The organism is Hamadaea tsunoensis DSM 44101 (assembly GCF_000428945.1).
GTDB classification, from domain to species: Bacteria; Actinomycetota; Actinomycetes; order Mycobacteriales; family Micromonosporaceae; genus Hamadaea; species Hamadaea tsunoensis.
This window is the reverse complement of the sequence record NZ_AUAX01000040.1, coordinates 21,902-44,459: the sequence shown is the minus strand read 5'-3', so window position 1 is coordinate 44,459 and position 22,558 is coordinate 21,902. Positions and strand designations below refer to the sequence as shown.

The following is a 22,558-nucleotide window of genomic DNA, read 5'->3' as shown; positions in this document are numbered from 1 at the left end:
AGATCGCGTTTGGATCACGGTTTTCACCCGAATCTTGGGCCATGATTCGGGTGATTTCCCTGATCCAAACAGGATCTTGACGCTCGCGGACGGCGGGCCGGGCGGGTCAGACGGCGGCCAGGTAGGCCTCGCGGTTGCGGGGGTCGGGCGTCAGGCGTCGCCGTTGCGGACCGGTTCCCCGGACAGCCCGGTAGCCGGACAGCACGGCCTCCACCGTTCCCTCGCCGCTGGTGATCCCGGGCAGTCGCCGGTGCAGTTCCTGGCTGTGCGTCGCCGTCAGCTCCGCGTCGATCACCACCTCCGTCCCGCGTACGCGTTGCCCTTCGACGGTCGCCTCCAACCGGCTCAGCAGGGAGAGCACCGGACCCAGCGACTCGACCGGCACGTCCAGGCTGACCTGGGCGAGCGGTTCGCAGACCGCCGTACCGGCCGCTTCCAGGGCGGCCATGAGCACCAGCGGCGTGAGCTTGCGGAAGTCCGCCGGGGTGCTGAGCGGCCCCCGGGTCGCCGGCGAACCGTCGGGCGAGCTGTAGTTGCAGTCGGCCAACGTGATCACGCAGTCGTGCACCGGCCACGCCCGCAGACCCTCCTCCAACGCCTGGCGTACATAGGTTTCCATGCTCGCCGTGAACTCGTCGCGGTTGCGGAACGCGTACAGGGGGATCGACCGGTGGTCCACATCGGACACGAAACGCACCCCGCTGTCCGGTGCGGCGGGCTCGATCCGCAACCCGATCGTGGCCCGGAACGGGTTGTCCGGCGCGTTGAGGATCTCGACCGCGTACCCGGTCCGCAGTGGACGCTCGACGCACAGCGGCGTGGCCTCCCGGAACACGACCTCGATGCCGTACGCGTCGGCGAGCGTGGACTCGATGACCTCCTTCTGCACCTCGCCGTAGAGCGACACCGTGATCTCGTGATACGTGTCGTCCGACCGCACCGCGATCAGCGGATCCTGCTCCGCGAGCTGCTGCAGCGCCACCAGCAGGGCCGGCCGCCGGGCCGGGTCGCGCGCGTCGACCACCGCCTCCATCATCGGCCGGGCGAAGTTGCCGCCGACCGCGCGTACCGGGCGGCCGATCGGGTCGCCGACCTGGAACGAGCCCGCGCCCCACAGCTTGCCGATCTCGCCCGGCCCGACGGCGTCACGGCGTACCCAGGTGCCGTGCTCGAACACGCTGATCGCCGTCGCCTTGTCGCGGCCGTCGCCGAGCCGGTCCCGCAGATGCAGGCGACCTTCGAACATGCGCAGGTAGGCCACCTTCTCGCCGGCCGCGCCCCGCTCCACTTTGAAGATCCGTCCGGCCACCGGCGCGTTCGGGTCGCCGCTCGCCGCCGGCAGCAGCGCCGCGATCCCCGACATCAATTCCGCGACGCCCGTCCCGTTCGCCGCCGACCCCGTGAACACCGGATGCACGAGCCCGGCCCGCGTCTGCCCGGCCAGCGCCGCCCGCAGCCGGTCGTCGCTCATTTCACCCCGGACGTACGCGGAAACGAGCCCGTCGTCATGCGTGGACAGCACGTCGAGCCACTCCCCCGGCGGCGTACCCGCGTCCACGACGGCGACACCGAGCCGGCGGGTGAGGTCCGCGCGTACCCGGTCGGGATCGGCACCCCGCCGGTCGATCTTGTTGATGAACACCAGCGTCGGTACGCCGAGCCGCCGCAACGCCCGCATCAGGACACGGGTCTGCGGCTGTACGCCCTCGACGGCCGAGACGACGAGAACGGCGCCGTCGAGGACGCCGAGCACCCGGTCCACCTCGGCGATGAAGTCCGGGTGGCCGGGAGTGTCGATGAGGTTGACGGCGACGCCCTCGATCTCCAACGCCACGACGGCCGACCGGATCGTGATGCCGCGCCGCCGTTCGAGGTCGAGCGAGTCCGTCTGCGTGGTGCCGGCGTCCACACTGCCGATGCGGCCGATGACGCCGGCAGCGTACAGGAGACGCTCGGTGAGAGTTGTCTTACCGGCGTCGACGTGCGCCAGAATGCCGAGGTTGAGGATGGGTCGAGACAAGCGCCGATTCCTTCGAGACGAGTGACAGGTCCGCGGAAGAGATCGACGTTCCTCGCATCAGTGGGCTCCTCAAGCCGGGGTCAGAGACGCCTCCCAGATAACCACACCCGCCTCCCACCCGCGACGCCTTTTCCACCCACCCCGCCCCCCGGCACCCACTCCCGCCCCACCCCGCCCCCAAGATCCCGCTTGGATCAGGGAAATCACCCGAATCTTGGGCCTTGATTACGTGGAGATCCCTGATCCAAACGGGATCGATGCCGGCGGCCCAGCGGGCGCCTGCCTGTTCGCCGGACAGGATGATCGTTTACAGCTCAGGTGTGAATTCGGCCGCCTCGGAGGTAACCGGGATCCAAGCGGGATCTTGGAGGTCTGTGGTTGACCTGGTTGAGCCGGTCCGAACGGATTTCGGTCGGGACCGTAGGGGGGTGGACACGGTCGGGCGTTCTCGGGCATCGTGCCCACATGCACCAACTGCGCCTCGTCCTCACCGTTCTGCAGGCCATGAGGTCCACCTACGCCGAGGTGGTCCGGGACTTCGTGGCCACCCGGATGCGTACGCGGCTCGGCCGGCTGACGTTCGCCCTGCTCGTGCTGGCTGTCGGCCTGTCGACCGGCGGTCAGTTGCTCGTCACCGCGTACGCCGAGTCCAGTCCGCTGATCCGGCTGACCGCCTTCGTCGCGGCCTGCACCTGGGTCTTCGGCTTCGGACACACCGCGGCGCTGGTGGCCCGCCCGGCGGCGAAGAGTCGATAAGCCACCTTGCCGGCCGGCGCCCCCCTCGCCGGGTACCGGGCCGGCCCACCCGGTACCCGATGCTCGACGCTCCATTCACGACTCTTGACCCCCGCACGATGATCGAGCCATGCCGTCTTTGACTCCTGACGCCGCGGGAACGGTCGCTCAGGTCACCGCCACTCTCGCCCTGGGCGTCGTCATCGAGATCAGGTTCCTCTGCGACCTGGCCCGCCGTCAGGGACAGGGAACCAGCGACGACGACTCCACGGCCATCGGTTTCGGCCTTGCGGCGGCCGCGCTGGCGCTGGAGGCCCTGGCCATCGTCACGTACCAGGCACTGCTGGTGGTCGCGCCGGAGCTGAGCCAAGGTACGCGTTTCTGGTTGGCCGTGGCGTTCGTTCTGCTGGTACTCGTACCCGGCGGCCAAGCCTGGCTGGCCCTCGGCGACCTACCCAAAGTGTCGCCGTGGGTGGCGGCAGCGGGGATGCTGGCGATGATCATCGCCGCGATCGTCATCATGAAGACCCTGAACCTGACGGGCAGCTAGGCTGGCGCACCCATCCATTGATACCGGACGTTAGGATGCCGGCGTGCCGGAGAAACCACATAGGACACTTGTCCGACTGCTCGTTCTCGCCCTGGCCGCTGCCGTAGGGGACCTGGCCGTGAACGCCGCCTCCGCCACCGACCGCTGGCCCGGCCTGATGAACGTGATCAGACGTCATCCGTGGCCGGCCCTCGCTGTCGTCGTCGCCGCCGGCGTGGCTGTCGAACTACTGCTGAGCAGGTCCGCCGACCGCCGTAGAGGGCCGGTGCCGACCGACCCCGACCCTCATCCTCGGCCGGGTACGCCGTTCGAGGTCGCCTGGAGCGGCACCGATCCACTGGACTCCTTCGCGGATGCTCCACCGGCCGGCTTCTTCACCGTGAGCGCGATCATGCTGGCCGGGCTCGCATGGCAGGTGAACGGGAGTCTTGACCGGGCCATCCTGGATGACCGTGCCAATCCGGCAGGGCCGTTCCTGTTTCTCGCGGTCGGGTGCGGCCTGTTGGCGATCGTTTTGTGGATCTCCAAGGTGGTCGGCGATCGTACCGTCTCACCGCAGCTGACGCCCTGGTCTCTGCGTGTCGATGCGGACGCCATCACGATCGGCGCGCAAGACCAGGAGTGGATCATCGAATGGACCGAAATTCTCCAGGTCACCGAGGCCAAGGTGCTGTCGCTCGCATGGCGGCGGTTGCGGGTCCTGCACATCGAGTTCGATCCTGTCGCCATACGCCCCGCCGAGGTGTTCGCCGTAGGGTGGCCTGGGCCGGTCTATCCCGGCTTCTACCTTGGTCTCCGGGGAGCTCTGACGGGACGCTGGGTGCCCATCTGCGTCTACGGTCCAATGAACGACCGCCAGCGTAAGGATCTCCGTGACGCGCTCGCCCGGTTCGGCGGCCGTCGGGCGACCAGGTTCTGGACGCAGGAGCGCAAGAACGCCGCCCCGTAGGCCGTCTTGGGGGTCTGCGGTGCCGCCGGTCGCCATCGCAGGTCACCTGCTGAATCACCAAGGTCAGCCGATCTCTTCGACGACCTCGCCGTCCTGGTCGCGGATCTGCGACTTCACGATCTCCACAGTCAGCGCGTCACTCACCGCGTAGACGCCCGCCCGCGGCCGCAGAGCCCCGACCAGATCATCGAGTACGCGCGGCGGCACCGTCAGTTCGAGGAATCCGTCGTCGCCGGGCGTGACGGCGAACGCGTCCCCCGGTTGCAGCCCCACCGCGCCGGTCGACGATTCCACGAGCAGCCCGCGGCCGAACGGGAGCCGGGCGGTCAGGATGCGCCCGATGCGGGGGGCCGCGTTCGCCCCGAACGTGAGGCGTACGCCCGCGTCGTCGGCCGCGAAGGTGGCTTCCTGCACGTAGAGACCGCCCGTCGACGAGCCGTCCCGGCGTACGCCGGCCTCGATCGCGGCCGCCACGTCCGGGTCCTCCGCGAGGTCCGGGCGGGCCAGGTCGGTGACGAACAGCGGCAGCTTCGGGGCCAGCGCCGCGAGCAGTCCGGGCGCGTCCCAGCTCTCGATCGCCGCGTACTCGGCCAGGGTGATGCCGACGACCTGCAGGAACGTGAGCCGCCCGTTCGAGGTGTCGATCGTGGCGAGTTCGGGGTCGTCGGTGAAGGTCACCGCCCGGATCACGGTGTCCTCCGCGCTCAACGCGATCGGGCCGTTGAGGTCGAGGTGGTGCCCGGCCGCGAACACGTTGCCGCTCTGGTAGACGTAGCGGGCCAGGTTCTGCAGGAAGCTCACCGCCCACATCGGCGGCTCGGCCTCGGCCGCTTCGCGGGCCAGGCGGAAGGTCAGTTCGAAACCCCAGCCGGATCGGTCCGGGTTGTCCGACTCCTTGGCGTACAGTTCCGAGAGGCCGTACGTGACGAAGTGCCAGTGTCCGTCGCGCGGGTAGGCGCTCACGCCGTCCAGCGGGTCGGGGCCGCCGAGCCGCCAGCCGATCACGGTGCCGTAGTGCCGGGGCTCCACACCGGAGTAGATCGGTTCCAGGGCCGCGTCGATGGCCTCCCAGCCGGGGGCGCCGAAGTCGTCGTTCGTCACGGTCGCCGACTCTACCGCCGGCCGCGTACGCGAGGAGGACCGTGTTGGGCAAGGTCATCGTCACGGGAAGCATGTCCCTGGACGGGTTCGGGTGCGGTCCCGACCCCAGTGCCGAGCACCCGATGGGCGTGGGCGGCGAGCGGCTGCACACGTGGCTGTTCGCCGAGGCCGCGCATCCGGCCGATGTCGAGGCGGGCAACCGGATGCGGGCGGCCGCGGGCGCCGTGGTGCTGGGCGCGCGTACGTTCTCGCTCGGTCTGGAGATCTGGGGCGACGTGCCCTTTCCCGCGCCCTGCTTCGTGGTCACGCGGACGCCGGGACCGGATCTCGCTCAGCCCAGCGGCACGTTCCGCTTCGTCTCCACTGTGGAGGAGGCGGTCGCCGGCGCGCTGGCCGCCTCGCCGGGCGACGTCCTCGTGATGGGCGGCGGCAGCACGGTCGGCGCGGTCCTGCGGGCGGGGCTCGCCGACGAGGTGTGGGTCGAACTCGTCTCGATCACGCTCGGCGCCGGTACGCCGATGTTCCCCTCGGTCGGCGAGCTCGACCTCGAACCGATCGCGGCCGACGCCTCCCCGTCCGCGACCCACCTGCGCTATCGCGTACGTCGATAGGGGATCCTGCCAGACATGACTACCGCACTGCTCGTGATGGACGTACAGAACTCCGTCGTGGCCCGCATCGCCGAGCCGGGCTACCTGCCACGGCTGCGTACGGCGATCGCGGCGGCCCGCGCGGCCGCGCTGCCGGTGATATACGTCGTGGTCGGGTTCCGGCCCGGCTACCCCGAGGCGAACCCGCGCAACAAGATCTTCGGCGGGCTCGCCGGCCGGTTCGGCGCGGCCGGACCCGACGCGATGGAGATCCACCCGGACGTCGCGCCCGAACCCGGCGACATCACCGTCACCAAGAAGCGGGTGTCCGCCTTCGCGGGCAGCGACCTCGAACTGCTGCTGCGCTCGAGCGGCATCGGGCACCTGGTCCTGACCGGCATCGCCACCAGCGGCGTCGTCCTGTCCACGCTCCGCCAGGCCGCCGACCTCGACTACGAGATCACGGTGCTGGCCGACGGCTGCCTCGACCACGACCCGGAGGTGCACCGCGTCCTGACGGAGAAGGTGTTCCCGGCCCAGGCCGACGTCGTCACGATCGAGGACTGGGCCGCTCGCATCAAATAGATCCTTTTCCATACATGCAAGAGCCTTTTCCTGTACATCGTCGAGACCGGTTTCTGTAGAACCGCTGCGTACGCTGCGCCCATGTCGACACTCTTCAGTGTTCTGCGGCGCCGGCCGGCCCGGTTCGCCGCGCTCAGTGCGACGGTGGCGGGCGTCATGCTGTTCGCCTTGCCCAGCGCGGCCAACGCCTCCGCGTCGGGCACGGTCAACACCGCCGGCACGGCCCTGACCGTCCGGGCGGCCCCGGGCACCGGCTTCGACGCGTGGGACACGGTCGCGGACGGTTCGAAGGTCACGATCCTGTGCCAGACCGAAGGCTCCCAGGTCAGCGGGACCTACGGCACCAGCACCATCTGGGACATGCTCGCCCGGGGCGGTTTCGTCTCGGACGCGTACGTCTACACCGGCGGCGACGGCTACGTCACCGGCAAATGCGACTACGTCGGCGCGCCGCCCCGGGCCAACCCGCGGGGCATCAACGCCGCCATCTCGTGGGCGTTCAGCCATCTCGGCTCCAGCGCGTACGAGAATCTCTGCCTGAAGTTCACCGGCCTGTCCTACGGCTGGAGCTACACCAACTGGGCGACCGCCGAGGTCGGCGGGGACTACATGGTGAACCACGGCTACATGCACACCAGCGGGATCCCGCCGCGCGGGGCGCTCGTCTGGTACCACAACTCCTCCGGCACCGGGCACGTCGTGATCAGCCTCGGCGAAGGCAAGATCATCGGTACGTCGGTGGGCGGCCAGGTCGGCGTCGACGACTACCTCTACCACAGCAGCTACCGCGGCTGGAGCCAGCCGTACTACCCGCTGGCCGGCTGACAGCCCTTTCGCTGTCCCGCTCAGACCGCTCCATGATCCCGTTTGGATCAGGGAAATCACCCGAATCTTGGACCAAGATTACGTGGACATCCCTGATCCAAACGGGATCATGGAGCCGGGTCACGCGAGCGGGCCGGGGAGCGGGTCGCGCCGGGGAGCGGGGCGGGCAGGATCAGGCGCAGAAGCGCGAGCAGGTGATCAGGGCCGTCTCCGGGTCGTTGGTGGCCAGCCGGACATCGCCCGCCGCGGTCCTCGTGAACCGCCACCACCGTTCCTTCCCCGGCTCGATCGTCTGCCAGAGCCGTACGCCGTACCCGTCGCACCAGTCTCCACAGTGGACGACATACAGCCCGTCCTGGGGCTGCCCGCCGAGGCGGACCGTGAACCCGGACGGCTGCCGCGGCGCGTACGCCCGGACGGCGGCGACCGGACGGCCCTGCCGGTCCATCGCGAGCGCCTCGATGCGGGCCGGGTCCCCGCCGGGTTGCCCGGGCACGTCCAGGGAACGGGTGGTCGAGTCGACGGCCCGGCAGTCCGGATCGGCGCAGTGGTAGAACTCGATCTCGGGCCGGCGGCTCCGGTTCGTCGCCATGACCGGCCGGCCGGCGGTGTCGACGCCGAGCGCGAACTTCGCGTCGTACCAGCTGACCGGCTCCGGCTCGGCCGCCTGGCCGGCTTGATCGCCGAACATTCCCGGGAACGCGCTGTGCGGCTTCTCGCGGGGCGGGTCGGCCGGCAGCGGGATCGGTGTCAGGACGTGCACGGTGCCGCAGGCCGGATCGTCGCAGCGCCACAGGCGCAGCAGGACCGAGTCGCCGGCCTCGTGGGTCACCGCTGCGATGAGCAGCCCCGTCGGCGTACGCGTCATGTCGATGCGCATCGCCGTGTCGATCCCCGTCAGCGCGACCTCGGTACGCGTGCATTCGGTGGCCTGGATGTCGCACTTCACCAGCTCGGGCTTGCGGTCGCCCGGGTCGACGGCCACCTGGGAGCCGTCCGGCAGCGGGAGGAACCCCAGGCCGATGGCGTCCACGCCCTGCCGCGGCCGTTCGGTGCCCGACGTGATCACCGGTAGGCCGCCGGGGTCGGCGACGGCCACGGCGGTCAGCGCCAGCGGCGCGGCGATGACGAGGGCGAACGCGGCCCCCAGCCTGGTTGGGCGCCGTCCTGGTCGCGGTTCGCCCTCCTCTGCAACAGGAGCGAGTGGAAGCGCGCCCTTCTCTGCACCGGGAACGGATGGAAGCGCGACGGCTTGGAGCGTCACACACGCGACGAGGACGGCCACGGTGATCACGGCGCCGACCGCGGACCGGGCGAACCCGGCGGCCGTACTGTCGCCAAGCGACATGAAGCGCAGCTGGAGCAGGAGGGCGGTGACGACCGGCACGGCGACCAGGATCCACACGCCGCGCAGGAACTCCCGCCACCGTTGCCCGGCCGATCCCCGCCAGGCATCGGCGAGCGCCCTGCCGATCGAGGCCCCGGCGAGCACCCGCGGCAGCGCGCCGAGCAGCTGGGTGACGGCGAACAACGGCAGGACGGCCGCGATCGCGAGGACGGCGAGCGATCCGCCGGAGACCACGGCAGCGCCCGCGAGACCGCCGAAGCCCAGCACGGCGAGCACGGCAAGAATTCCCGCCGCCGGGAGCAGCCGCCGGATCACCCGGCGGTACGCGTACCCGCCGGAACCGGCTGCGGCTCCGGCACAGAGCGCGAACGCCCAGCCCGCCACCCAGCCGATCCCGGCGAGGGTCGACGACGAGCCGCCCGCGTACGCGCCGTCGATGATGGAGGTCGACGTCCGGTCACCGAACACCGGCAGGAGCGCCGTCAGCAGCCAGACCAGCGCGAGCGGCGGGGCCACCACCGTGAGCACGGCCCGCCGGCGGTCCGCGTCCGGCGCGGTGAAGGCGTCCCCGGTCATCGCGGGTCGCAGTTGCGGGTGCAGGTGAGCTGGACATCGTCGCCCCACTCCCAGGTCGTCAGGACCGTTCCCTCCGGCCGCACCTCGATCTGCCACCGGTCCTGGTGGTTCGGTTCGGGCGTCCGCCACAGGCCTGTCCCCCACGTGTCGCAGCCTGGTCCACAGTGGATGACCAGCAGCCAGTCCCTGGGCGGCGTACCCCACCGGATCGAGAATCCCGGCTTCCGGGGCGGGGCGTACGCGCGCACGGCGACGACCGGCCGGCCCAGCTGATCCAGCGCGAGCGCTTCGATGGTGGACGGGGCCGCTCCGGTCGCCTGGAACAGGTCGAGCCGGCGGGTGGTCACGTCGAGCCCGCCGCAGTCGCGATCGGCGCACCGGTACAGCTCGACTTCGGCTCGCGTGCTGCGGCTGACCGCCAGCACGGGCCGGTCGGTCTCGTCGACGCCGACGATGAACTTGGCGTTCTCCCAACGCAGCGTCTTCGGTTCGGTGTCCTGCCGCCCGGTGCTCAGCTGGTCCGCGAGCGGATCGAACGACGTGTCGCCGGCCGCCCTGACCGCCGGGTCGTCGGGCAGCCGGATGCCCGGCAGCACGTGCACCGAGCCGCACACGAGGTCGTCGCACCGCCACAGCCGCAGCGTGTGACTGCCGTCGTCGTTCATCATCGCCGCGGCGACGATGAGGCCGGTACGCGTACGCGCCATGTCCATGATCGAAGGGTGGGCCAGGCCGGTGAGCGCGACGTCGGTACGCGTGCACTCGGTGGCCTCGGCGTTGCATTTCAGCAGCTGGGGACGGCTTTCGCTGGTGGAGACGGACAGGTGCGAGCCGTCGGGCAGGGAGATGAAGCGGTAGTTGGTGCGCTCGAACCCGAGCGGCGCCGGGGCGGGCGCGGCCGTGATCACCGGAGCCTGCTCGGGGTCGGCGATGGTGACGGCGGCGAGCACCAGCGGCGCGGCGACGGCCACGGCGAACGCGGGCCACATCCGCACCGGCGGCGCGTACGCGGGCTGCGCGCCGGGCACCAGGGCGACGGCTTGCAAGGCGACGCACGCCGTGCCCACGAGGACGGCGACCGTCCCGAGCACCGCGGAGCGGACGACCCCCAGGTCCGACCCGCCCCACGGCGATCCGGCGTCCACCGCGCCGACCAGACCGACGGTGAGAACGGCCAGCACCGGGAGGCCGATCAGGATCCACAGGCCCAGCCCGAACGACACCCACCGGGCCCGGCTCGTGGCCCGCCAGGCGCCGACGAGGGCGGCATCGATGTCGCTACCGGCGAGGACCCGCGGCAGCGCGCCGAGCAACCGCGCCACGACGAACACCGTCGCCACGACGATCGCCGCGAACCACGGCACCGAGCCGCCGGACAGGACGACCGCGATGCCGACGCCGGCGGCGCTCAGCGCGCCCAGGGTGCCGGCGACGACCGCCACCGGCAGCAGCCGCCGGGCCAGCCGCCGGTACGCGGCGCCGCCGAGCGCGGCCACGACGGCGGCGCACAGCGCGACCAGCCAGGCAAGCACCAGGACCACCGGCGCCACGGCGCTCGACCCACCGATGTGGACACCGTTGGACACGGCGGTGTACTCGGGGGTGAGGTCGGTCAGCAGGGTACTGGCGAGCCAGCCCGCGGCGATCGGCGGCGCCGCCGCCACGAATGCCGCGCGCCAGCGAGGTGGTGTCCGCCCCGGAACCGCCGTCATGATCATCCCCGTATCGTCGGTGTGCCGCCGCAGCGTAGTGGACGCCGTCCAGGTTCGGGGTACCGTCGCACGATGCGCGTCCTGTTCGCCGCCCTCGCCTCCCCCGGCCACACCCTGCCCATGGTTCCGCTCGCCCTCGCCGTCCAGGCGGCTGGGCACGACGTGGAGTTCGCCGTCGGCGAGGCGGTGCACCCGCGGCTGCGTACGTTCGGGCTGGCGGCGTTCCGGCCCGCCGACGTGTTCTACGAGATCTACGCCGAGGATCTCCGGCCGGACCTCGAAAACCGCCGGCCCGACCTCGTCGTGCACGGCTGGGGCGTACCCGGCGCGGCGGAGGCGGCTCAGCAGGTCGGGATCCGCGGGGTCTGGCACGGCTTCGGGCGGCTCTTCCCCGACGGCATCGGGCTCGTGCGGCCCACCGGCACCGGCCGGCCGCATCTGGACATCTGCCCGCCGTCGTTGCAGGACAAGGATTTCCTGGCCACCGAGGCGACGATCCCGATGCGTCCCGGCACCCGTACACCGTCCACACCGGACCCCGGGCTGGTCTACCTCACCCTCGGCACCGCGTTCGGCAGCCCGGACCTGCTGCGCACGGCCATCGCCGGGCTCGCGCCCGCCTACCGCCGGGTCGTGGTCGCGGCGGGACGCGTGACGCCGGCGGCGCTCGGGCCCCTGCCCGCCAACGTCACCGTGGAGACGTGGGTCGATCAGGACGCCGTCCTCGCCCGCGCCGCCGCCGTCGTCCACCACGGCGGCAGCGGCACCACCCTCGGCGCGCTCGCGGCCGGCGTACCGCAGCTCGTCCTGCCGCAGGGCGCCGATCAGTTCGCCAACGCCGAGGCCGTGTTCACCGCCGGCGCCGCGCTGCGGCTCACCGCGTTCGACGCCGGCACGATCCGGGAGTACGCCGCCCAGCTCGACGGCTGCCGTCCGGCGGCCGCCGCGCTGGCCCGGGAGATCGCCGAGATGCCGGCCCCGGCGCGGGTCGCCGAGCGCCTGGCCGATGATGTGAGCTGACAGCTTCGCCGAAGGGGTGGCCGTGCGCGAACCGATCCTGCCCGCCGACAGTCACGTACACAGCGAGTTCTCCTGGGACGCCGCGAACGGCTCGATGGAGCGGACCTGCGCGGAGGCCGTGCGCCGGGGGCTGCCCGCGGTGGCCTTCACCGAGCACGCCGACCACACGCCGTGGCTGGTCCACGGCTATGACGCGCACCTGTCGCGGATCAGCGTCGACGGTCTCCTGACCCCGCCGCCGATGGACCTCGACGGCTACCTGGCGAGCATCGAACGCTGCCGCGACCTGTTCCCGCAGTTGCGGATCCTGTCCGGACTGGAGCTCGGCGAGCCGCACTGGCACCCGGAGGCGGTGGCGAAGCTGACCGCGGCTCCCCTCGACCGCCTGCTGGGCTCGCTGCACTGCCTGCCGCTCGGCGACGGCTTCTCCGAACCGCCCGGCCAGTTCGCCGCCCGGCCGGCCGCCGAGGTGCTGCACGACTACCTGGCCGAGATCCCCAAGTTGATCGAGGGCTCGTCGGTGTTCGCCGTCCTGGCCCACATCGACTACCCCGTACGCTACTGGCCCGGCGAGTTCGACCCGGCCCCGTTCGAGGACGGCTACCGCCACGCCTTGCGTACGCTGGCCGGGACCGGCCGCGCCCTGGAACTCAACACGCGGCTGCCGTTCTTCCACGCGACCCTGCTGCGCTGGTGGTGGGAGGAGGGCGGCGAGGCGGTCAGCTTCGGCAGCGACGCGCACATGCCGCACGCGGTCGGCGACGGGCTCGCGGACGCGGCCGCCCGGGCGCAGGCGCAGGGCTTCCGGCCCGGCCGCCACCCGTACGACTTCTGGCTGCGCTGAACCGCCCGCACCCCCGCCCAACTGCTCCTAGGCTGACGACGTGGCATGGAAGCCGTTGGCCGTGCTGGGAACGGCTCAGTTCCTCATGGTGCTCGACACCTCCGTGATGAACGTGTCCGTCAGCCAGCTCGTCGCCGACTTCGACACGACCGTCACCGCGATCCAGGCCGTCATCACGCTGTACACGCTGGTCATGGCCGCTTTCATGATCACTGGCGGGAAGCTCGGCGACCTGCTCGGCCGGCGCCGCGCGTTCGCGATCGGGCTGGTGATCTACGGCATCGGCTCGGGCGTCACCGCGATCGCGCCCCAGCTGTGGGTACTGACCGTCGGCTGGTCGGTGATCGAGGGACTCGGCGCCGCGCTCGTCCTGCCCGCCCTCGCGGCCCTCGTCGGCGGCAACTACGCCGCCGGGCGGGACCGGGCGATGGCGTACGGGGTGATCGGCGGGGTCGCCGGGGCCGGCATCGCGGTCGGGCCGTTGCTCGGCGGCTGGGTGACCACCTACCTGACCTGGCGGCTGGTCTTCGCCGGCGAGGTCGTGCTGGTCATCGCCATGCTGCTCACGCTGCGCTGGGTCGCCGACGTGCCGATCGAGCGTCGCCCGCGGCTGGACTGGATCGGCGCCGCCCTGTCCGCGGTCGGCATGGCCCTCATCGTGCTCGGCGTCCTGCAGAGCAGCGCATGGGGCTGGGTGAACCCGAAGAACCCGCCGTTCACGATCTTCGGTTTCGCCCCGACGATGTTCGTCGTCACGGCCGGCCTCGTCGTGCTGTACCTCTTCGCCGTCTGGGAACGCCGCCGCGACGCGGCGGGCCACGACCCGCTGGTCCGGATGACGCTGTTCACGCTGCCCTCCCTGCGGTCGGGCCTGGCCATGCTGCTCGCCCAGAACCTGGTGCTGCTCGGCCTCTTCTTCGCCATCCCGCTCTACCTGCAGCTCTCGCAGGGACTCGACGCCTTCCAGACCGGCGTACGCCTGCTGCCGGTCTCGATCACGATGCTCGTCACGGCGCTCAGCGGTCCCGTCATCGGCCGGTACGCCGGACCGCGGCGCATCGTGCGCATCGGCCTGGCCGTGCTGTTCGTCGCCGTCATCTGGCTGGTGGCCAGCGTGGACCCGGAGCTGAACGAGCGCTCGTTCGGCTTCGCGATGGCCCTGCTCGGTGTCGGCATGGGACTGCTCGCCTCGCAGCTGGGCAACATCGTCCAGTCCAGCGTCGGCGAGGCCGAGCGCGGCGAGGTCGGCGGCCTGCAGTACACCGCCCAGAACCTCGGCTCGTCGCTCGGCACCGCCCTGGTCGGCGCGGTCCTGCTGGCGACGCTGGCGGTGAGCTTCGGCAACCACGTCGCCGACCACCCCGAGATCTCCAACGCGGTCGCCGACCAGGCCGCCGTACGCATCGCCGGCGGAGTCCCGTTCATCTCGACCGCCGACGCGACCGCCGCCCTCGCCACGACCCAGGTGCCGCCGAACGAGCAGGCCGCGATCGTGTCCGCGTACGCCAGTGCGCAGCTCGTCGGCCTGAAGCTGGCGTTCCTGACGGCGGCCCTGTTCGTGCTGGCGAGCGTGCCGTTCACGCGGAAGCTGCCCGAGCGCCTGTAGCGCACTTGCGCCCTTACCGTCACGACTGTATATAGTGTGCATATACAGTTGGGCCGTCTGGGGAGGTCGTCGTGCGGGTCGTGCTGTCCAACAGCTCCGGCATACCGCTCTATCAGCAGATCAAGGAACAGGTCGGCGCGGCCGTGCTGACCGGGGAACTGGCCGAGGGCGAGGCGCTGCCGTCCGTCCGGGCGCTCGCCCGCGACCTGCGTATCAGCATCATCACCACCACCCGCGCGTACGCCGAGCTGGCCGCCGAGGGATTCATCTCGACCGTCCCCGGCAAGGGCGCGTACGTCCTGCCGCTGGACTCGGCGCTGGTCCGCGAGCAGCTGCTGCGCCAGGTCGAGGAGGGATTGCAGACCGCGCTGGACGCCGCCCGGCGGGCCGGCCTCGGCCGCGACGACGTCGTCCGGATCCTGGACGGCCTGCTGGATTCGGAGTACGAGCATGCCTGAGACGCCGGCCTTCGCCCTGCGCGGCGTGAACTGCGCGGTCGGCAACGGTTTCGCTCTGCGGGATGTCGGCTTCGAACTGCCGACCGGCTACGTCATGGGCCTGATCGGCGCCAACGGAGCCGGCAAGACCACCACGATCCGGTGCCTGCTCGGCATGCGCGGCATCGACTCCGGCGAGATCGAGCTGCTCGGCCGCCGGGTCCCCGGCTCGGTCAGCCTTCGCCAGGACGTCGGCGTGGTGCTCGACCACACCTATTTCGTGGGCGAGTGGCGGCTGGCGGAGGTCGAGCGGACGCTGCGGCCCTTCTACGACCGCTGGGACGGCGCGCGGTACCGGCAGCTGCTCGACGAGTTCGGCCTCGACCCGAAGGCCAGGGTCAAGAACCTGTCCCGCGGCATGGCGATGAAGCTGATGATCGCCGTCGCGCTGTCGCACCGGGCGCGGCTGCTGGTCTTCGACGAGCCGACCAGCGGCCTGGACCCGGTGGCCCGGGCCGAACTCGTCGGCATCATCGGCGACTTCCTCCTCGACGAGGGCCACAGCGTCCTGTTCTCCACGCACATCACCGCCGACCTGGACCGCATCGGCGACTTCGTGACGCTCATCCACGACGGCCGGGTCGTGGACACCGGGCCCAAGGACGAGATCCTGGACGCCTACCGCGTGGTCCGCGGCGGCCCCGACGAGCTGACCGACCTGATCGGCGTGGAGCTGATCGGCGCCCGGCGGTCACCGGCCGGCGTCGAGGCCCTGGTCCGCACCGACGAAGCCGGCCTCCTCGACGGCCGCGTCCTGGTCGAGGCACCCACCCTGGAGGAGATCGCCATCCACATCGGACTATCCTCCGCCCGCCCCGCCCTCCGCACCCGTACGCGTGGAGCCGCCGCATGAACGCCGTCTTCCGCGCGACCGTGCTGCACATGCGTAGCGTCGCGCCGTACCGGACCCAGTTCCTCCTGGTGCTCGCCCTGATGGTGGTGCTCGACCTGCGCAGCCCGACCGGCCTGATGGTGGCCACGGCGGTGATCCTCGCCCCGTACCTCGCCGTCCAGCCGTTCCAGATCGCCGACAAGGCCGACCTCACCACCCTGTACGCCGTCCTGCCCGTCACCCGCCGCGCGGTGCTGCTCGCGTACTACGCCTGGGCCGTGGTCGTCTATCTCGGCGCGCTGATCGTGGGAACCGCGCTGTCCTACGTCGCCGCGCGGGTCGAGGGCGACGCCTTCGGCGGCGGGCAGCTCACCACCCTGCTGACGATGTCGTGGGCACTGTTCGCCGTCAACGTCGCGGTGCAGTTCCCGCTGCTCATCCGGTTCGGGTACACCCGCGTCAACGTCCTTGCGACGATCCTGCCGATCGCACTGATCATGCTGGCCGCCTACAAGCTGCACCTGACGATCGACGCGGGCCAGGTCTGGCTGCCCCTGCTCGGCGTCGCCGGTGCCGCCGTCCTCGTCATTTCGGCGACGCTCACCGCACACGTGTTCCGCCACCCTGAGTGACCTCACCGACGCCAAGACCCCGCTTGGATCAGGGAAATCACCCGAATCTTGGCCCAAGATTACGTGCGAAACCCTGATCCGAACGGGAGCTTGGACGGGCCGCCGGGAGCAGCCGGGTCAGCGGCGCGGCAGCAACTGGATCAGCAGCGCGAGCAGCGCCTCCAGGCCGATCAGCACGATCAGCCCCGCCTCGAACCCGGCGGTGTACCCCGAGGCCTGGTAGAAGACGATCCCGATGAGCGCCACGCCCAGCGCGTTGCCGGTCTGGTTCACCGTGGCCAGGACGCCCGCCGCCGCGCCCGTGTGCTCGGCCGCCACCCGGGACAGGGCGATCGTGGTCAGCGGGGCCAGCGCCATGCCCATGCCCAGACCGTCGACCGCGAGACCCGGCAGCAGCCAGCCGACGCCGTGCCCGGCGGCGGCCGCCATCCCGGCCAGCCCGGCGACCATGATGAGCGCGCCGGCGGTGACCGCGTGCCGGCCCAGCCGGGCGGCGATCCGGTGCGCGTTCATCGAGGTGAGCAGGTAGCCCGCGCCGATCGCCATGAACACCGCGCCCGAACGCAGCGCCGACAGGTGCTGCCCGAACTGCAGGTACAGGGCCAGGATCACGAAGAACGACGCCTGCCCCATCCAGAACACCTGCACGGCCAGCAGCCCGGTCGAGAACGTGCGCTCCCGGAACAGCCGCAGGTTCACCAGCGGATGCGTACGCCGGCTCTGGTGGAGCGCGAACACCGCGAACAGCGCGGCGGCGCCGGCGAGGCTGACCCACGTCCACAGTGGCCAGTGCTGTTCGGGGCCCTGGATGAGGGGCAGGACGAGGGTGACGAGCGCGGCGGTGACCAGCACGACGCCGGTCAGGTCGAGCCGGCTGGCGGCGTTGCGCGACTCGGGCAGGAACCGCAGCGCGGCGAGGACGGCGATCCCGATCGGCAGGTTGATCAAGAAGCACGTCCGCCAGTCGAGCCCGAACAGGTTCGCCTTGATCAGCAGGCCGCCGATGACCTGGCCGAACACGGCCCCGAGGCCGAGAGCGAGGCCGTAGCGGGCGAAGGCCTTGGGCTGCGCGGCCGGCGGCACCGAGCCGCGCAGCAGGGCCAGCGTCTGGGGCATCATCAGCGCGGCACCCAGGCCCTGCAGGACCCGCGAGCCGACGAGGAACCCGGCGGTCGGCGCGATCCCGCACAGCACCGAGGCGACGGTGAACACCGCGACGCCGACACCGAAGATCCGGCGGCGGCCGTAGAGGTCGCCGAGCCGCCCGCCGGTGATCAGCCCGGCCGCGAGCGCCAGCCCGAATCCGGCGACCACCCATTGCAGCGCGGCGGGACCGGCTCGCAGGTCGGTGTGGACGGCGGGCAGGGCGACGTTGACGATGAAGAAGTCCAGCGCGGTCATGAAGGTGGCGGTCAGCAGCACCGGCAGTACGCCTCGCGGCGCGCGGTCGGCGGCGGTCGCGGTGGCGGGGGTGGCGGCGACGGCGGTCGTGGTCATGGGAAGTCTCCTTGGGGTGGAAGGGAATGGGGGCCGGACGGTCGCCCGGCCCCGGGGAAATCAGGCGGGCACCTTGTCCAGGAAGCCGGCGACGCTCGCGATCCGGTCCCCGTCGAGCACCGCGACGTCGAACCCGATGACGACCGCCTCGCCGCCGGCCGGGCCGAGGTGCCAGGTGAACCGGCACACGTCGTGGTGGGCGTCGACCGGACCGGCCAGCCGGAACTCCAGGCCGGGGAACTGGCCCTGGACCGCGCCGAGCAGGCCGTCGATCCGGTCGTGCCCGGCCACGGCGGCCAGCGGGTCGGTGTACGTCGCGTCGGCGGTGAAGACGTCCGCGACGAGCGCGGCCCGGGCGCCGGCGTCGGTCTCGTTCCACGCGGCGATGTACTTCTCGATGAGCTGCATCTTCGTGCTCCTCACTGGTCCGTTCGGTGTCGATCTCGAACCTACGGAGGCGCGGGAACCGCGGAATCGGTATCGCTTAGGTAATGCGGGCACCGGCGTACCGGTGTGTAGGTTGGAACGCATGTTGCACGGCCGCGAGCGCGAGCAGGACCGGATCGAGGCGCTGGTCGCCGCGGCCCGCGACGGCTCCGGCGGCGCGCTGGTCCTGCGCGGCGGCCCCGGCATCGGCAAGAGCGCGCTGCTCGACTGGGCCGCCACTCTGCCCGCGGGCCGGGTCCTGCGGGCGAGCGGCGTGGAATTCGAGGCCGAGTTGCCCTTCGCCGGCCTGAGCCAGCTGCTGTGGCCGGTCCTCGACCGCCGCGACCGGCTGCCCGCGCCGCAGCGGGCCGCGCTGGAGGGCGCCTTCGGCCTCGCCCCGGGGACGGCGGCGGACCGGCTGCTCATCGGGTTCGGAGTGCTGTCCCTGCTGGCCGAGGCCGCCGACGACGGCCCGGTCGTCTGCCTCATCGACGACGCGCAATGGCTCGACGCGGTCTCCGGGGACGCCCTGCTGTTCGTCGCGCGCCGGCTCGGCGGCGAGGGCGTGGCCCTCATCGCCGCCGCGCGCGAGGACGCGTTCCCCGCCGCCGGCCTGCCCGAACTGCCGCTCGACGGGCTGGCCGCCGCGGCCGCCGCCCGGCTGCTCGGTCCCGATCTCGATCCGGCCGTCCGCTACCGCGTCCTCGCCGAGGCCCAGGGCAATCCGCTCGCGCTCATCGAGCTGCCGAAGATCACGAAAGCGGCCGACGCTCCGGCGGTGCCGCTGACCGACCGGCTGCGCGCGGCCTTCAGCGGCCAGGTCGCCGGCCTGCCCGCCGCCACCCGGGCGCTGCTGCTCGTCGCCGCCGCCGAGGACGCCGGCGATCTCGGCGTCATCCTGCGCGCCGGCGCCCCGGCCACCGCCGCCGACCTCCGCCCGGCCGAGGAGGCCCGGCTCGTCGACGTCGCGGGCGCCACCCTGCGCTTCCGGCACCCGCTGGTCCGCGCGGCGATCTACCACGATTCCGCGTACGCGCAACGGATCGCGGCCCATCAGGCGATCGCCGACGCGCTGTCCGCTCCGGACTCGGCCGACCGCCGGGCGTGGCACCGGGCCGCCGCCGCGACCGGATTCGACGACGACGTGGCCGCCGCCCTCGAGGACACCGCCCGGCAGGCCCGCGACCGCAACGGGTACGCCGCGGCGGCCGTCGCGTACGAGCGGGCGGCGCAGTTGAGCGGTACGCCGGCCGAGCAGGCCCGGCGGCTGCTGCTGGCGGCGGAGAGCGGTCTGCCGGCCGGCCGCCCCGCCGCCGCCGTCGAACTCGCCGAACGGGCCGCGTCCCTTGTGGACGATCCGGCGTTCCTGGCCCGGGTCGGCTGGATCGAGGGCCTGGCCTGGTTCTGGCAGGGCAACCACCAGACCGCGTACGACCTGCTGACCGCGGCCGGCGGCCTGGCCGGCGACCCGACCCCGTTCTGGGTCCAGGCCGTGCATCCCGCGTGGTACCTCGGCGAGCCGCAGCTGGGCGCCTGCCTCGACCGGCTCGCCACGCTCGACGATCCGGTGGCCCGCTTCCTCGGCGACGCCTTCCGCGGCGGGCCGGACCGGCTGCCGGACCTCGACGTCTCCCCGGCCGACCTCGTCCAGATCTGCGCGCTCGGCTTCGTCGCGGGCCTGGACGAGCAGGCGTACGACCTGACGGCCCGGCTGGCCGACCGCTGCCGGCACGAAGGACTCGTGGGCCTGCTGCCGACGCTGCTGTTCTTCCTCGCCGAGGCCCGGTTCTTCACCGGCGGGCACCGGGACGCCGCGGTCGCCTGCGCCGAGGGGCTGCACGTCGCCCGCGACGGCGGCCAGCCGCTCTGGATCAGCCAGCTGTCCGCGATGGACGCGGTCCTCGCAGCCGTCGCCGGGGACGAGGAGCGCTGCCGCGCGTCGGTCGCCGAGGCGCTGGCCGCCACCGCGCCGGGTGCCGCCCCGGCCGGGCACACCTGGGCGCACTGGGCGCTCGGCCTGCTCGACCTCGGCCAGGGCCGGGTCGAGGCGGCCCTGCCCCGGCTGCTGTCCCTTCAGGACAATCCGTACGCGCACCACGTCGCGGCGTACCGGTGCATCCCGGATCTCGTCGAGGCGGCCGTCCGCGCGTCCGTCCCCGCGGCGGCCGGACCGGCGCTCGACCGGCTCGTCGCCTTCGCGGAGCGCACCGGCCGGCCGTGGGCGCAGTCGCTGGTGTACCGGTGCCGGGCGCTGCTGTCCGGCGACGAGAGCGACTACCTGGCCGCGCTGAAGCTGCCGAGCCGGCCGTTCGAGCAGGCGCGCACCGAGCTGCTCTACGGCGAATGGCTGCGCCGGGGCCGCCGCAAGGCCGACGCGCGTACCGTGCTGCAGCGGGCCGTCGAGGTCTTCGACCGCCTCGAAGCCCACCCCTGGGCCGCCCGTACGCGTACCGAGCTGGAAGCGACCGGCCTGCGCGCACCGCAGCCGGCTCCGGCGGCGGCCGCCGCGCTGACGCCGCAGGAGCTGCAGATCGCCCGGCTCGCCGCCCAGGGACTGTCCAACAAGGACATCGCGGGGCAGCTGTTCCTCAGCCCCAAGACGGTCGCGTACCACCTGTACAAGGCGTACCCGAAACTGGGTGTGGCGAGCCGGGGCGATCTGGTGACGCTAGGCCTGTGACCCGGACGGCCGGCGGCGCAGGGCGAGACCGACCGCGGCGAGCGCGACGACCAGCGAGACGATGCTGATGACGAGCGGCCACGGGCTGCCGTTGTCCTTGTCGTCGGCCGACGCCGTGACGGTGGCCCCGGCCGCGGTGGTCGTGGCCGCGCCGGTGTTGGTGGACCCCTTCGGGGTCAGCTTCAGCACCGGCGCCGGGTGCTCGGCCTCCTCGCCGGCCTTCGGCTCCTCGATCCAGCGCACGACGTTGCCGTCCGAGTAGGTCTGCAGCGCCTTGAACACGATCTGGTCGACCTGCGGCAGCGGCCCGGCCGAGACGTCGAACTCCTGGAACTGCCCCGGCTTGATCACCGCGTCGGCCGCGGCCGTCCACGTGATCTTCGAGATGGCGTCGGTGACCTCGTTGCCGTCGTCGTCCTTCAGCGGCGTGGCCAGCTTCGACCGCTCGACCGCGGCCGTCCAGCCCGGCACCGGCCGCAACGAGATCGACGGGATCGGGTGATCGGTGGGGACCACCACCTCCACCTTCGTCGTGTCCGCCGTCGTCGTCTCGTTCGGTACGCGGAACGTCAGCTTCGCGTACCCGCCCTGCGTGGCGGTGCTCGGATTGACGGTGACGTGGGCGGCGGCGGGACCGGCGACCAGGGCGATCGCGGCGGCCGCACCGGCGGCGACGGTTGCGAGGCGGCGTACCACTGTGCGCGTCATGCGGATTCTCATCTCATCGGGCGACTCTTCCGGCAGAGGGTCGCCGCCGCGCCGGAAGAAGTTCCTCAGCCTCGCCAAGATCCCGCCTGAATGCCCCCAAGATCCTGCTCGGATGCCCCCAAGATCCCGCTTGGATCACGGATGTCACCCGAATCATGGCCCAAGATTCGGGTGTTTTCCCTGATCCAAGCGGGATCTTGGGGGCCAGAGGAGGAGGGCGGGACGGGTTACGGGAGGGCCAGCGCGACGACGTGGCGGAGGTCCGCCGGGGTCGGCGGCGGCGCGTGGCGGTCGGCGTACATCAGGTGCGCCGAGCCGATGATCATCCGGGCCACCGCGTCGGCGTCCACCTTCCGGTCGAGCCGCCCGAGCCGCTGCTCGTCCGACAGGTAGCCCGCGATCGACTGGGCCGCCTCGGTCATCAGCGGTACGCCGACCGGTGTCGTCTCCCGCAGCCGCGACCGCAGCTCGTCGCGCGCGATGACCAGCCCGACGATCGCCACGGCGACCGGCTCGAAGTAGACCGCGAGCGCGTCCGCCACGTTGCCGACGACGGTCGCCGTGCCGGCGGAGCCCCGCAGCAGGGCGTCCTGGATCTCCAGCCGCGCCATCCGGCTGTGCACGAGGTCGGCCAGGAAGGCGTCGAAGTCCGCGAAATGCTTGTGCAGTACGCCTTTGGCCACGCCCGCCTCGGCGGTGACCGCGCGGCTGGTGAGCGCGTTCGGGCCGGCCCGCAGCAGGATCCGTTCGGCGGCGTCGAACAGCTGCTCGCGCGGGTCGCGGATGGCCACTCCAGTCGGCACGTGATCAGGGTACCGGTTGCCG

General features: G+C 72.0%; 21 protein-coding genes. 13 read left to right on the top strand and 8 right to left on the bottom strand.

All coding sequences use genetic code 11. From position 1 onward, the window contains the following. Positions 1-106: 106 nt before the first annotated feature. Entirely contained in the window at positions 107-2,020 is a 1,914-nt protein-coding gene (locus G401_RS0136110) for an elongation factor G (protein ID WP_034594141.1), read from the bottom strand. A gap of 465 nt (positions 2,021-2,485) precedes the next feature. On the opposite strand from G401_RS0136110, the gene G401_RS0136105 reads away from it, so the two are divergent. The 3 genes from G401_RS0136105 to G401_RS0136095 all read left to right on the top strand — a co-directional run bounded on the left by G401_RS0136105 (position 2,486) and on the right by G401_RS0136095 (position 4,254). After that, positions 2,486-2,776 (top strand): hypothetical protein, encoded by a 291-nt coding sequence (locus G401_RS0136105; protein WP_027346316.1) that lies wholly within the window; start codon positions 2,486-2,488, stop codon positions 2,774-2,776. Positions 2,777-2,885: 109 nt separating this feature from the next. Beyond that, positions 2,886-3,305: a hypothetical protein gene (locus G401_RS0136100; RefSeq protein ID WP_027346315.1), complete on the top strand. Its 420-nt coding sequence runs from the start codon at positions 2,886-2,888 to the stop codon at positions 3,303-3,305. Positions 3,306-3,348: 43 nt separating this feature from the next. Continuing rightward, on the top strand, positions 3,349-4,254 hold the full coding sequence (locus tag G401_RS0136095) for a hypothetical protein (RefSeq protein WP_157546716.1): 906 nt from the start codon (positions 3,349-3,351) through the stop codon (positions 4,252-4,254). 63 nt (positions 4,255-4,317) lie between these two features. On the opposite strand, the gene G401_RS0136090 is transcribed toward G401_RS0136095, so the two are convergent. Next, positions 4,318-5,355: a suppressor of fused domain protein gene (locus G401_RS0136090; RefSeq protein WP_027346313.1), complete on the bottom strand. Its 1,038-nt coding sequence runs from the start codon at positions 5,353-5,355 to the stop codon at positions 4,318-4,320. A gap of 41 nt (positions 5,356-5,396) precedes the next feature. Here G401_RS0136090 and G401_RS0136085 point away from each other — a divergent pair, with 41 nt between their 5' ends. The 3 genes from G401_RS0136085 to G401_RS53775 all read left to right on the top strand — a co-directional run bounded on the left by G401_RS0136085 (position 5,397) and on the right by G401_RS53775 (position 7,355). Next, positions 5,397-5,966, top strand: coding sequence for a dihydrofolate reductase family protein (locus G401_RS0136085; protein WP_211240948.1), 570 nt, complete (start codon positions 5,397-5,399; stop codon positions 5,964-5,966). 15 nt (positions 5,967-5,981) lie between these two features. Next, positions 5,982-6,530 carry a cysteine hydrolase family protein gene (locus G401_RS0136080; RefSeq protein WP_027346311.1) on the top strand — a complete coding sequence of 183 codons (549 nt, stop codon included), beginning with the start codon at positions 5,982-5,984 and terminating at the stop codon, positions 6,528-6,530. 81 nt (positions 6,531-6,611) lie between these two features. Next, positions 6,612-7,355, top strand: coding sequence for a hypothetical protein (locus G401_RS53775; protein WP_027346310.1), 744 nt, complete (start codon positions 6,612-6,614; stop codon positions 7,353-7,355). Between the two features lie 172 nt (positions 7,356-7,527). Here the strand turns inward: G401_RS53775 and G401_RS0136070 are convergent, their stop codons facing one another. Then, positions 7,528-9,279, bottom strand: a complete 1,752-nt coding sequence (locus tag G401_RS0136070; RefSeq protein ID WP_027346309.1) for a hypothetical protein — start codon at positions 9,277-9,279, stop codon at positions 7,528-7,530. Next, a complete protein-coding gene (locus G401_RS56415; RefSeq protein ID WP_157546715.1) occupies positions 9,276-10,991 on the bottom strand; it encodes a hypothetical protein in 1,716 nt (571 codons plus the stop codon). The genes G401_RS0136070 and G401_RS56415 overlap by 4 nt, the downstream gene beginning before the upstream one ends. A gap of 72 nt (positions 10,992-11,063) precedes the next feature. Between G401_RS56415 and G401_RS58465 the strand changes: the two genes are divergently transcribed. The 6 genes from G401_RS58465 to G401_RS0136035 all read left to right on the top strand — a co-directional run bounded on the left by G401_RS58465 (position 11,064) and on the right by G401_RS0136035 (position 16,422). Continuing rightward, positions 11,064-12,011 (top strand): glycosyltransferase, encoded by a 948-nt coding sequence (locus tag G401_RS58465; RefSeq protein WP_027346307.1) that lies wholly within the window; start codon positions 11,064-11,066, stop codon positions 12,009-12,011. Positions 12,012-12,033: 22 nt separating this feature from the next. Continuing rightward, the gene (locus tag G401_RS0136055) at positions 12,034-12,855 is read left to right on the top strand and encodes a PHP domain-containing protein (RefSeq protein WP_245602010.1); all 822 of its coding nucleotides are present in this window, start codon (positions 12,034-12,036) and stop codon (positions 12,853-12,855) included. 40 nt (positions 12,856-12,895) lie between these two features. Continuing rightward, positions 12,896-14,461, top strand: a complete 1,566-nt coding sequence (locus G401_RS0136050; RefSeq protein ID WP_027346305.1) for an MFS transporter — start codon at positions 12,896-12,898, stop codon at positions 14,459-14,461. 71 nt (positions 14,462-14,532) lie between these two features. Next, entirely contained in the window at positions 14,533-14,919 is a 387-nt protein-coding gene (locus G401_RS0136045; protein ID WP_027346304.1) for a GntR family transcriptional regulator, read from the top strand. Continuing rightward, complete coding sequence (locus G401_RS0136040; protein ID WP_034594138.1) at positions 14,912-15,811, top strand: ABC transporter ATP-binding protein; 900 nt, start codon at positions 14,912-14,914, stop codon at positions 15,809-15,811. The genes G401_RS0136045 and G401_RS0136040 overlap by 8 nt, the downstream gene beginning before the upstream one ends. Next, positions 15,808-16,422 carry an ABC-2 transporter permease gene (locus tag G401_RS0136035; RefSeq protein ID WP_027346302.1) on the top strand — a complete coding sequence of 205 codons (615 nt, stop codon included), beginning with the start codon at positions 15,808-15,810 and terminating at the stop codon, positions 16,420-16,422. Before G401_RS0136040 ends, G401_RS0136035 begins: the two co-directional genes overlap by 4 nt. A gap of 117 nt (positions 16,423-16,539) precedes the next feature. Here the strand turns inward: G401_RS0136035 and G401_RS0136030 are convergent, their stop codons facing one another. Both G401_RS0136030 and G401_RS0136025 read right to left on the bottom strand, forming a co-directional pair. Beyond that, complete coding sequence (locus tag G401_RS0136030) at positions 16,540-17,919, bottom strand: MFS transporter (RefSeq protein ID WP_027346301.1); 1,380 nt, start codon at positions 17,917-17,919, stop codon at positions 16,540-16,542. A 60-nt stretch (positions 17,920-17,979) separates the two neighbouring features. Beyond that, complete coding sequence (locus G401_RS0136025; protein ID WP_034594137.1) at positions 17,980-18,327, bottom strand: nuclear transport factor 2 family protein; 348 nt, start codon at positions 18,325-18,327, stop codon at positions 17,980-17,982. Positions 18,328-18,448: 121 nt separating this feature from the next. Between G401_RS0136025 and G401_RS0136020 the strand changes: the two genes are divergently transcribed. After that, a complete protein-coding gene (locus G401_RS0136020; RefSeq protein ID WP_027346299.1) occupies positions 18,449-21,025 on the top strand; it encodes a helix-turn-helix transcriptional regulator in 2,577 nt (858 codons plus the stop codon). On the opposite strand, the gene G401_RS0136015 is transcribed toward G401_RS0136020, so the two are convergent. Both G401_RS0136015 and G401_RS0136010 read right to left on the bottom strand, forming a co-directional pair. Next, complete coding sequence (locus G401_RS0136015) at positions 21,014-21,733, bottom strand: YcnI family protein (RefSeq protein WP_027346298.1); 720 nt, start codon at positions 21,731-21,733, stop codon at positions 21,014-21,016. The genes G401_RS0136020 and G401_RS0136015 overlap by 12 nt on opposite strands. Positions 21,734-21,960: 227 nt before the next feature. Further along, positions 21,961-22,536 (bottom strand): TetR/AcrR family transcriptional regulator, encoded by a 576-nt coding sequence (locus tag G401_RS0136010; protein ID WP_027346297.1) that lies wholly within the window; start codon positions 22,534-22,536, stop codon positions 21,961-21,963. Between the last annotated feature and the right edge of the window lie 22 nt (positions 22,537-22,558).

Excerpts from the sequence above, each read along its gene's own strand:
- G401_RS56415 (WP_157546715.1), bottom strand. The coding sequence starts at position 10,991 with ATGACGGCGGTTCCGGGGCGGACACCACCTCGCTGGCGCGCGGCATTC.
- G401_RS0136105 (WP_027346316.1), top strand. The coding sequence starts at position 2,486 with ATGCACCAACTGCGCCTCGTCCTCACCGTTCTGCAGGCCATGAGGTCC.
- G401_RS0136015 (WP_027346298.1), bottom strand. The coding sequence starts at position 21,733 with ATGACGCGCACAGTGGTACGCCGCCTCGCAACCGTCGCCGCCGGTGCG.
- G401_RS58465 (WP_027346307.1), top strand. The coding sequence starts at position 11,064 with ATGCGCGTCCTGTTCGCCGCCCTCGCCTCCCCCGGCCACACCCTGCCC.
- G401_RS0136070 (WP_027346309.1), bottom strand. The coding sequence starts at position 9,279 with ATGACCGGGGACGCCTTCACCGCGCCGGACGCGGACCGCCGGCGGGCC.
- G401_RS0136040 (WP_034594138.1), top strand. The coding sequence starts at position 14,912 with ATGCCTGAGACGCCGGCCTTCGCCCTGCGCGGCGTGAACTGCGCGGTC.
- G401_RS0136020 (WP_027346299.1), top strand. The coding sequence starts at position 18,449 with ATGTTGCACGGCCGCGAGCGCGAGCAGGACCGGATCGAGGCGCTGGTC.
- G401_RS0136080 (WP_027346311.1), top strand. The coding sequence starts at position 5,982 with ATGACTACCGCACTGCTCGTGATGGACGTACAGAACTCCGTCGTGGCC.
- G401_RS0136025 (WP_034594137.1), bottom strand. The coding sequence starts at position 18,327 with ATGCAGCTCATCGAGAAGTACATCGCCGCGTGGAACGAGACCGACGCC.
- G401_RS53775 (WP_027346310.1), top strand. The coding sequence starts at position 6,612 with ATGTCGACACTCTTCAGTGTTCTGCGGCGCCGGCCGGCCCGGTTCGCC.
- G401_RS0136035 (WP_027346302.1), top strand. The coding sequence starts at position 15,808 with ATGAACGCCGTCTTCCGCGCGACCGTGCTGCACATGCGTAGCGTCGCG.
- G401_RS0136100 (WP_027346315.1), top strand. The coding sequence starts at position 2,886 with ATGCCGTCTTTGACTCCTGACGCCGCGGGAACGGTCGCTCAGGTCACC.
- G401_RS0136030 (WP_027346301.1), bottom strand. The coding sequence starts at position 17,919 with ATGACCACGACCGCCGTCGCCGCCACCCCCGCCACCGCGACCGCCGCC.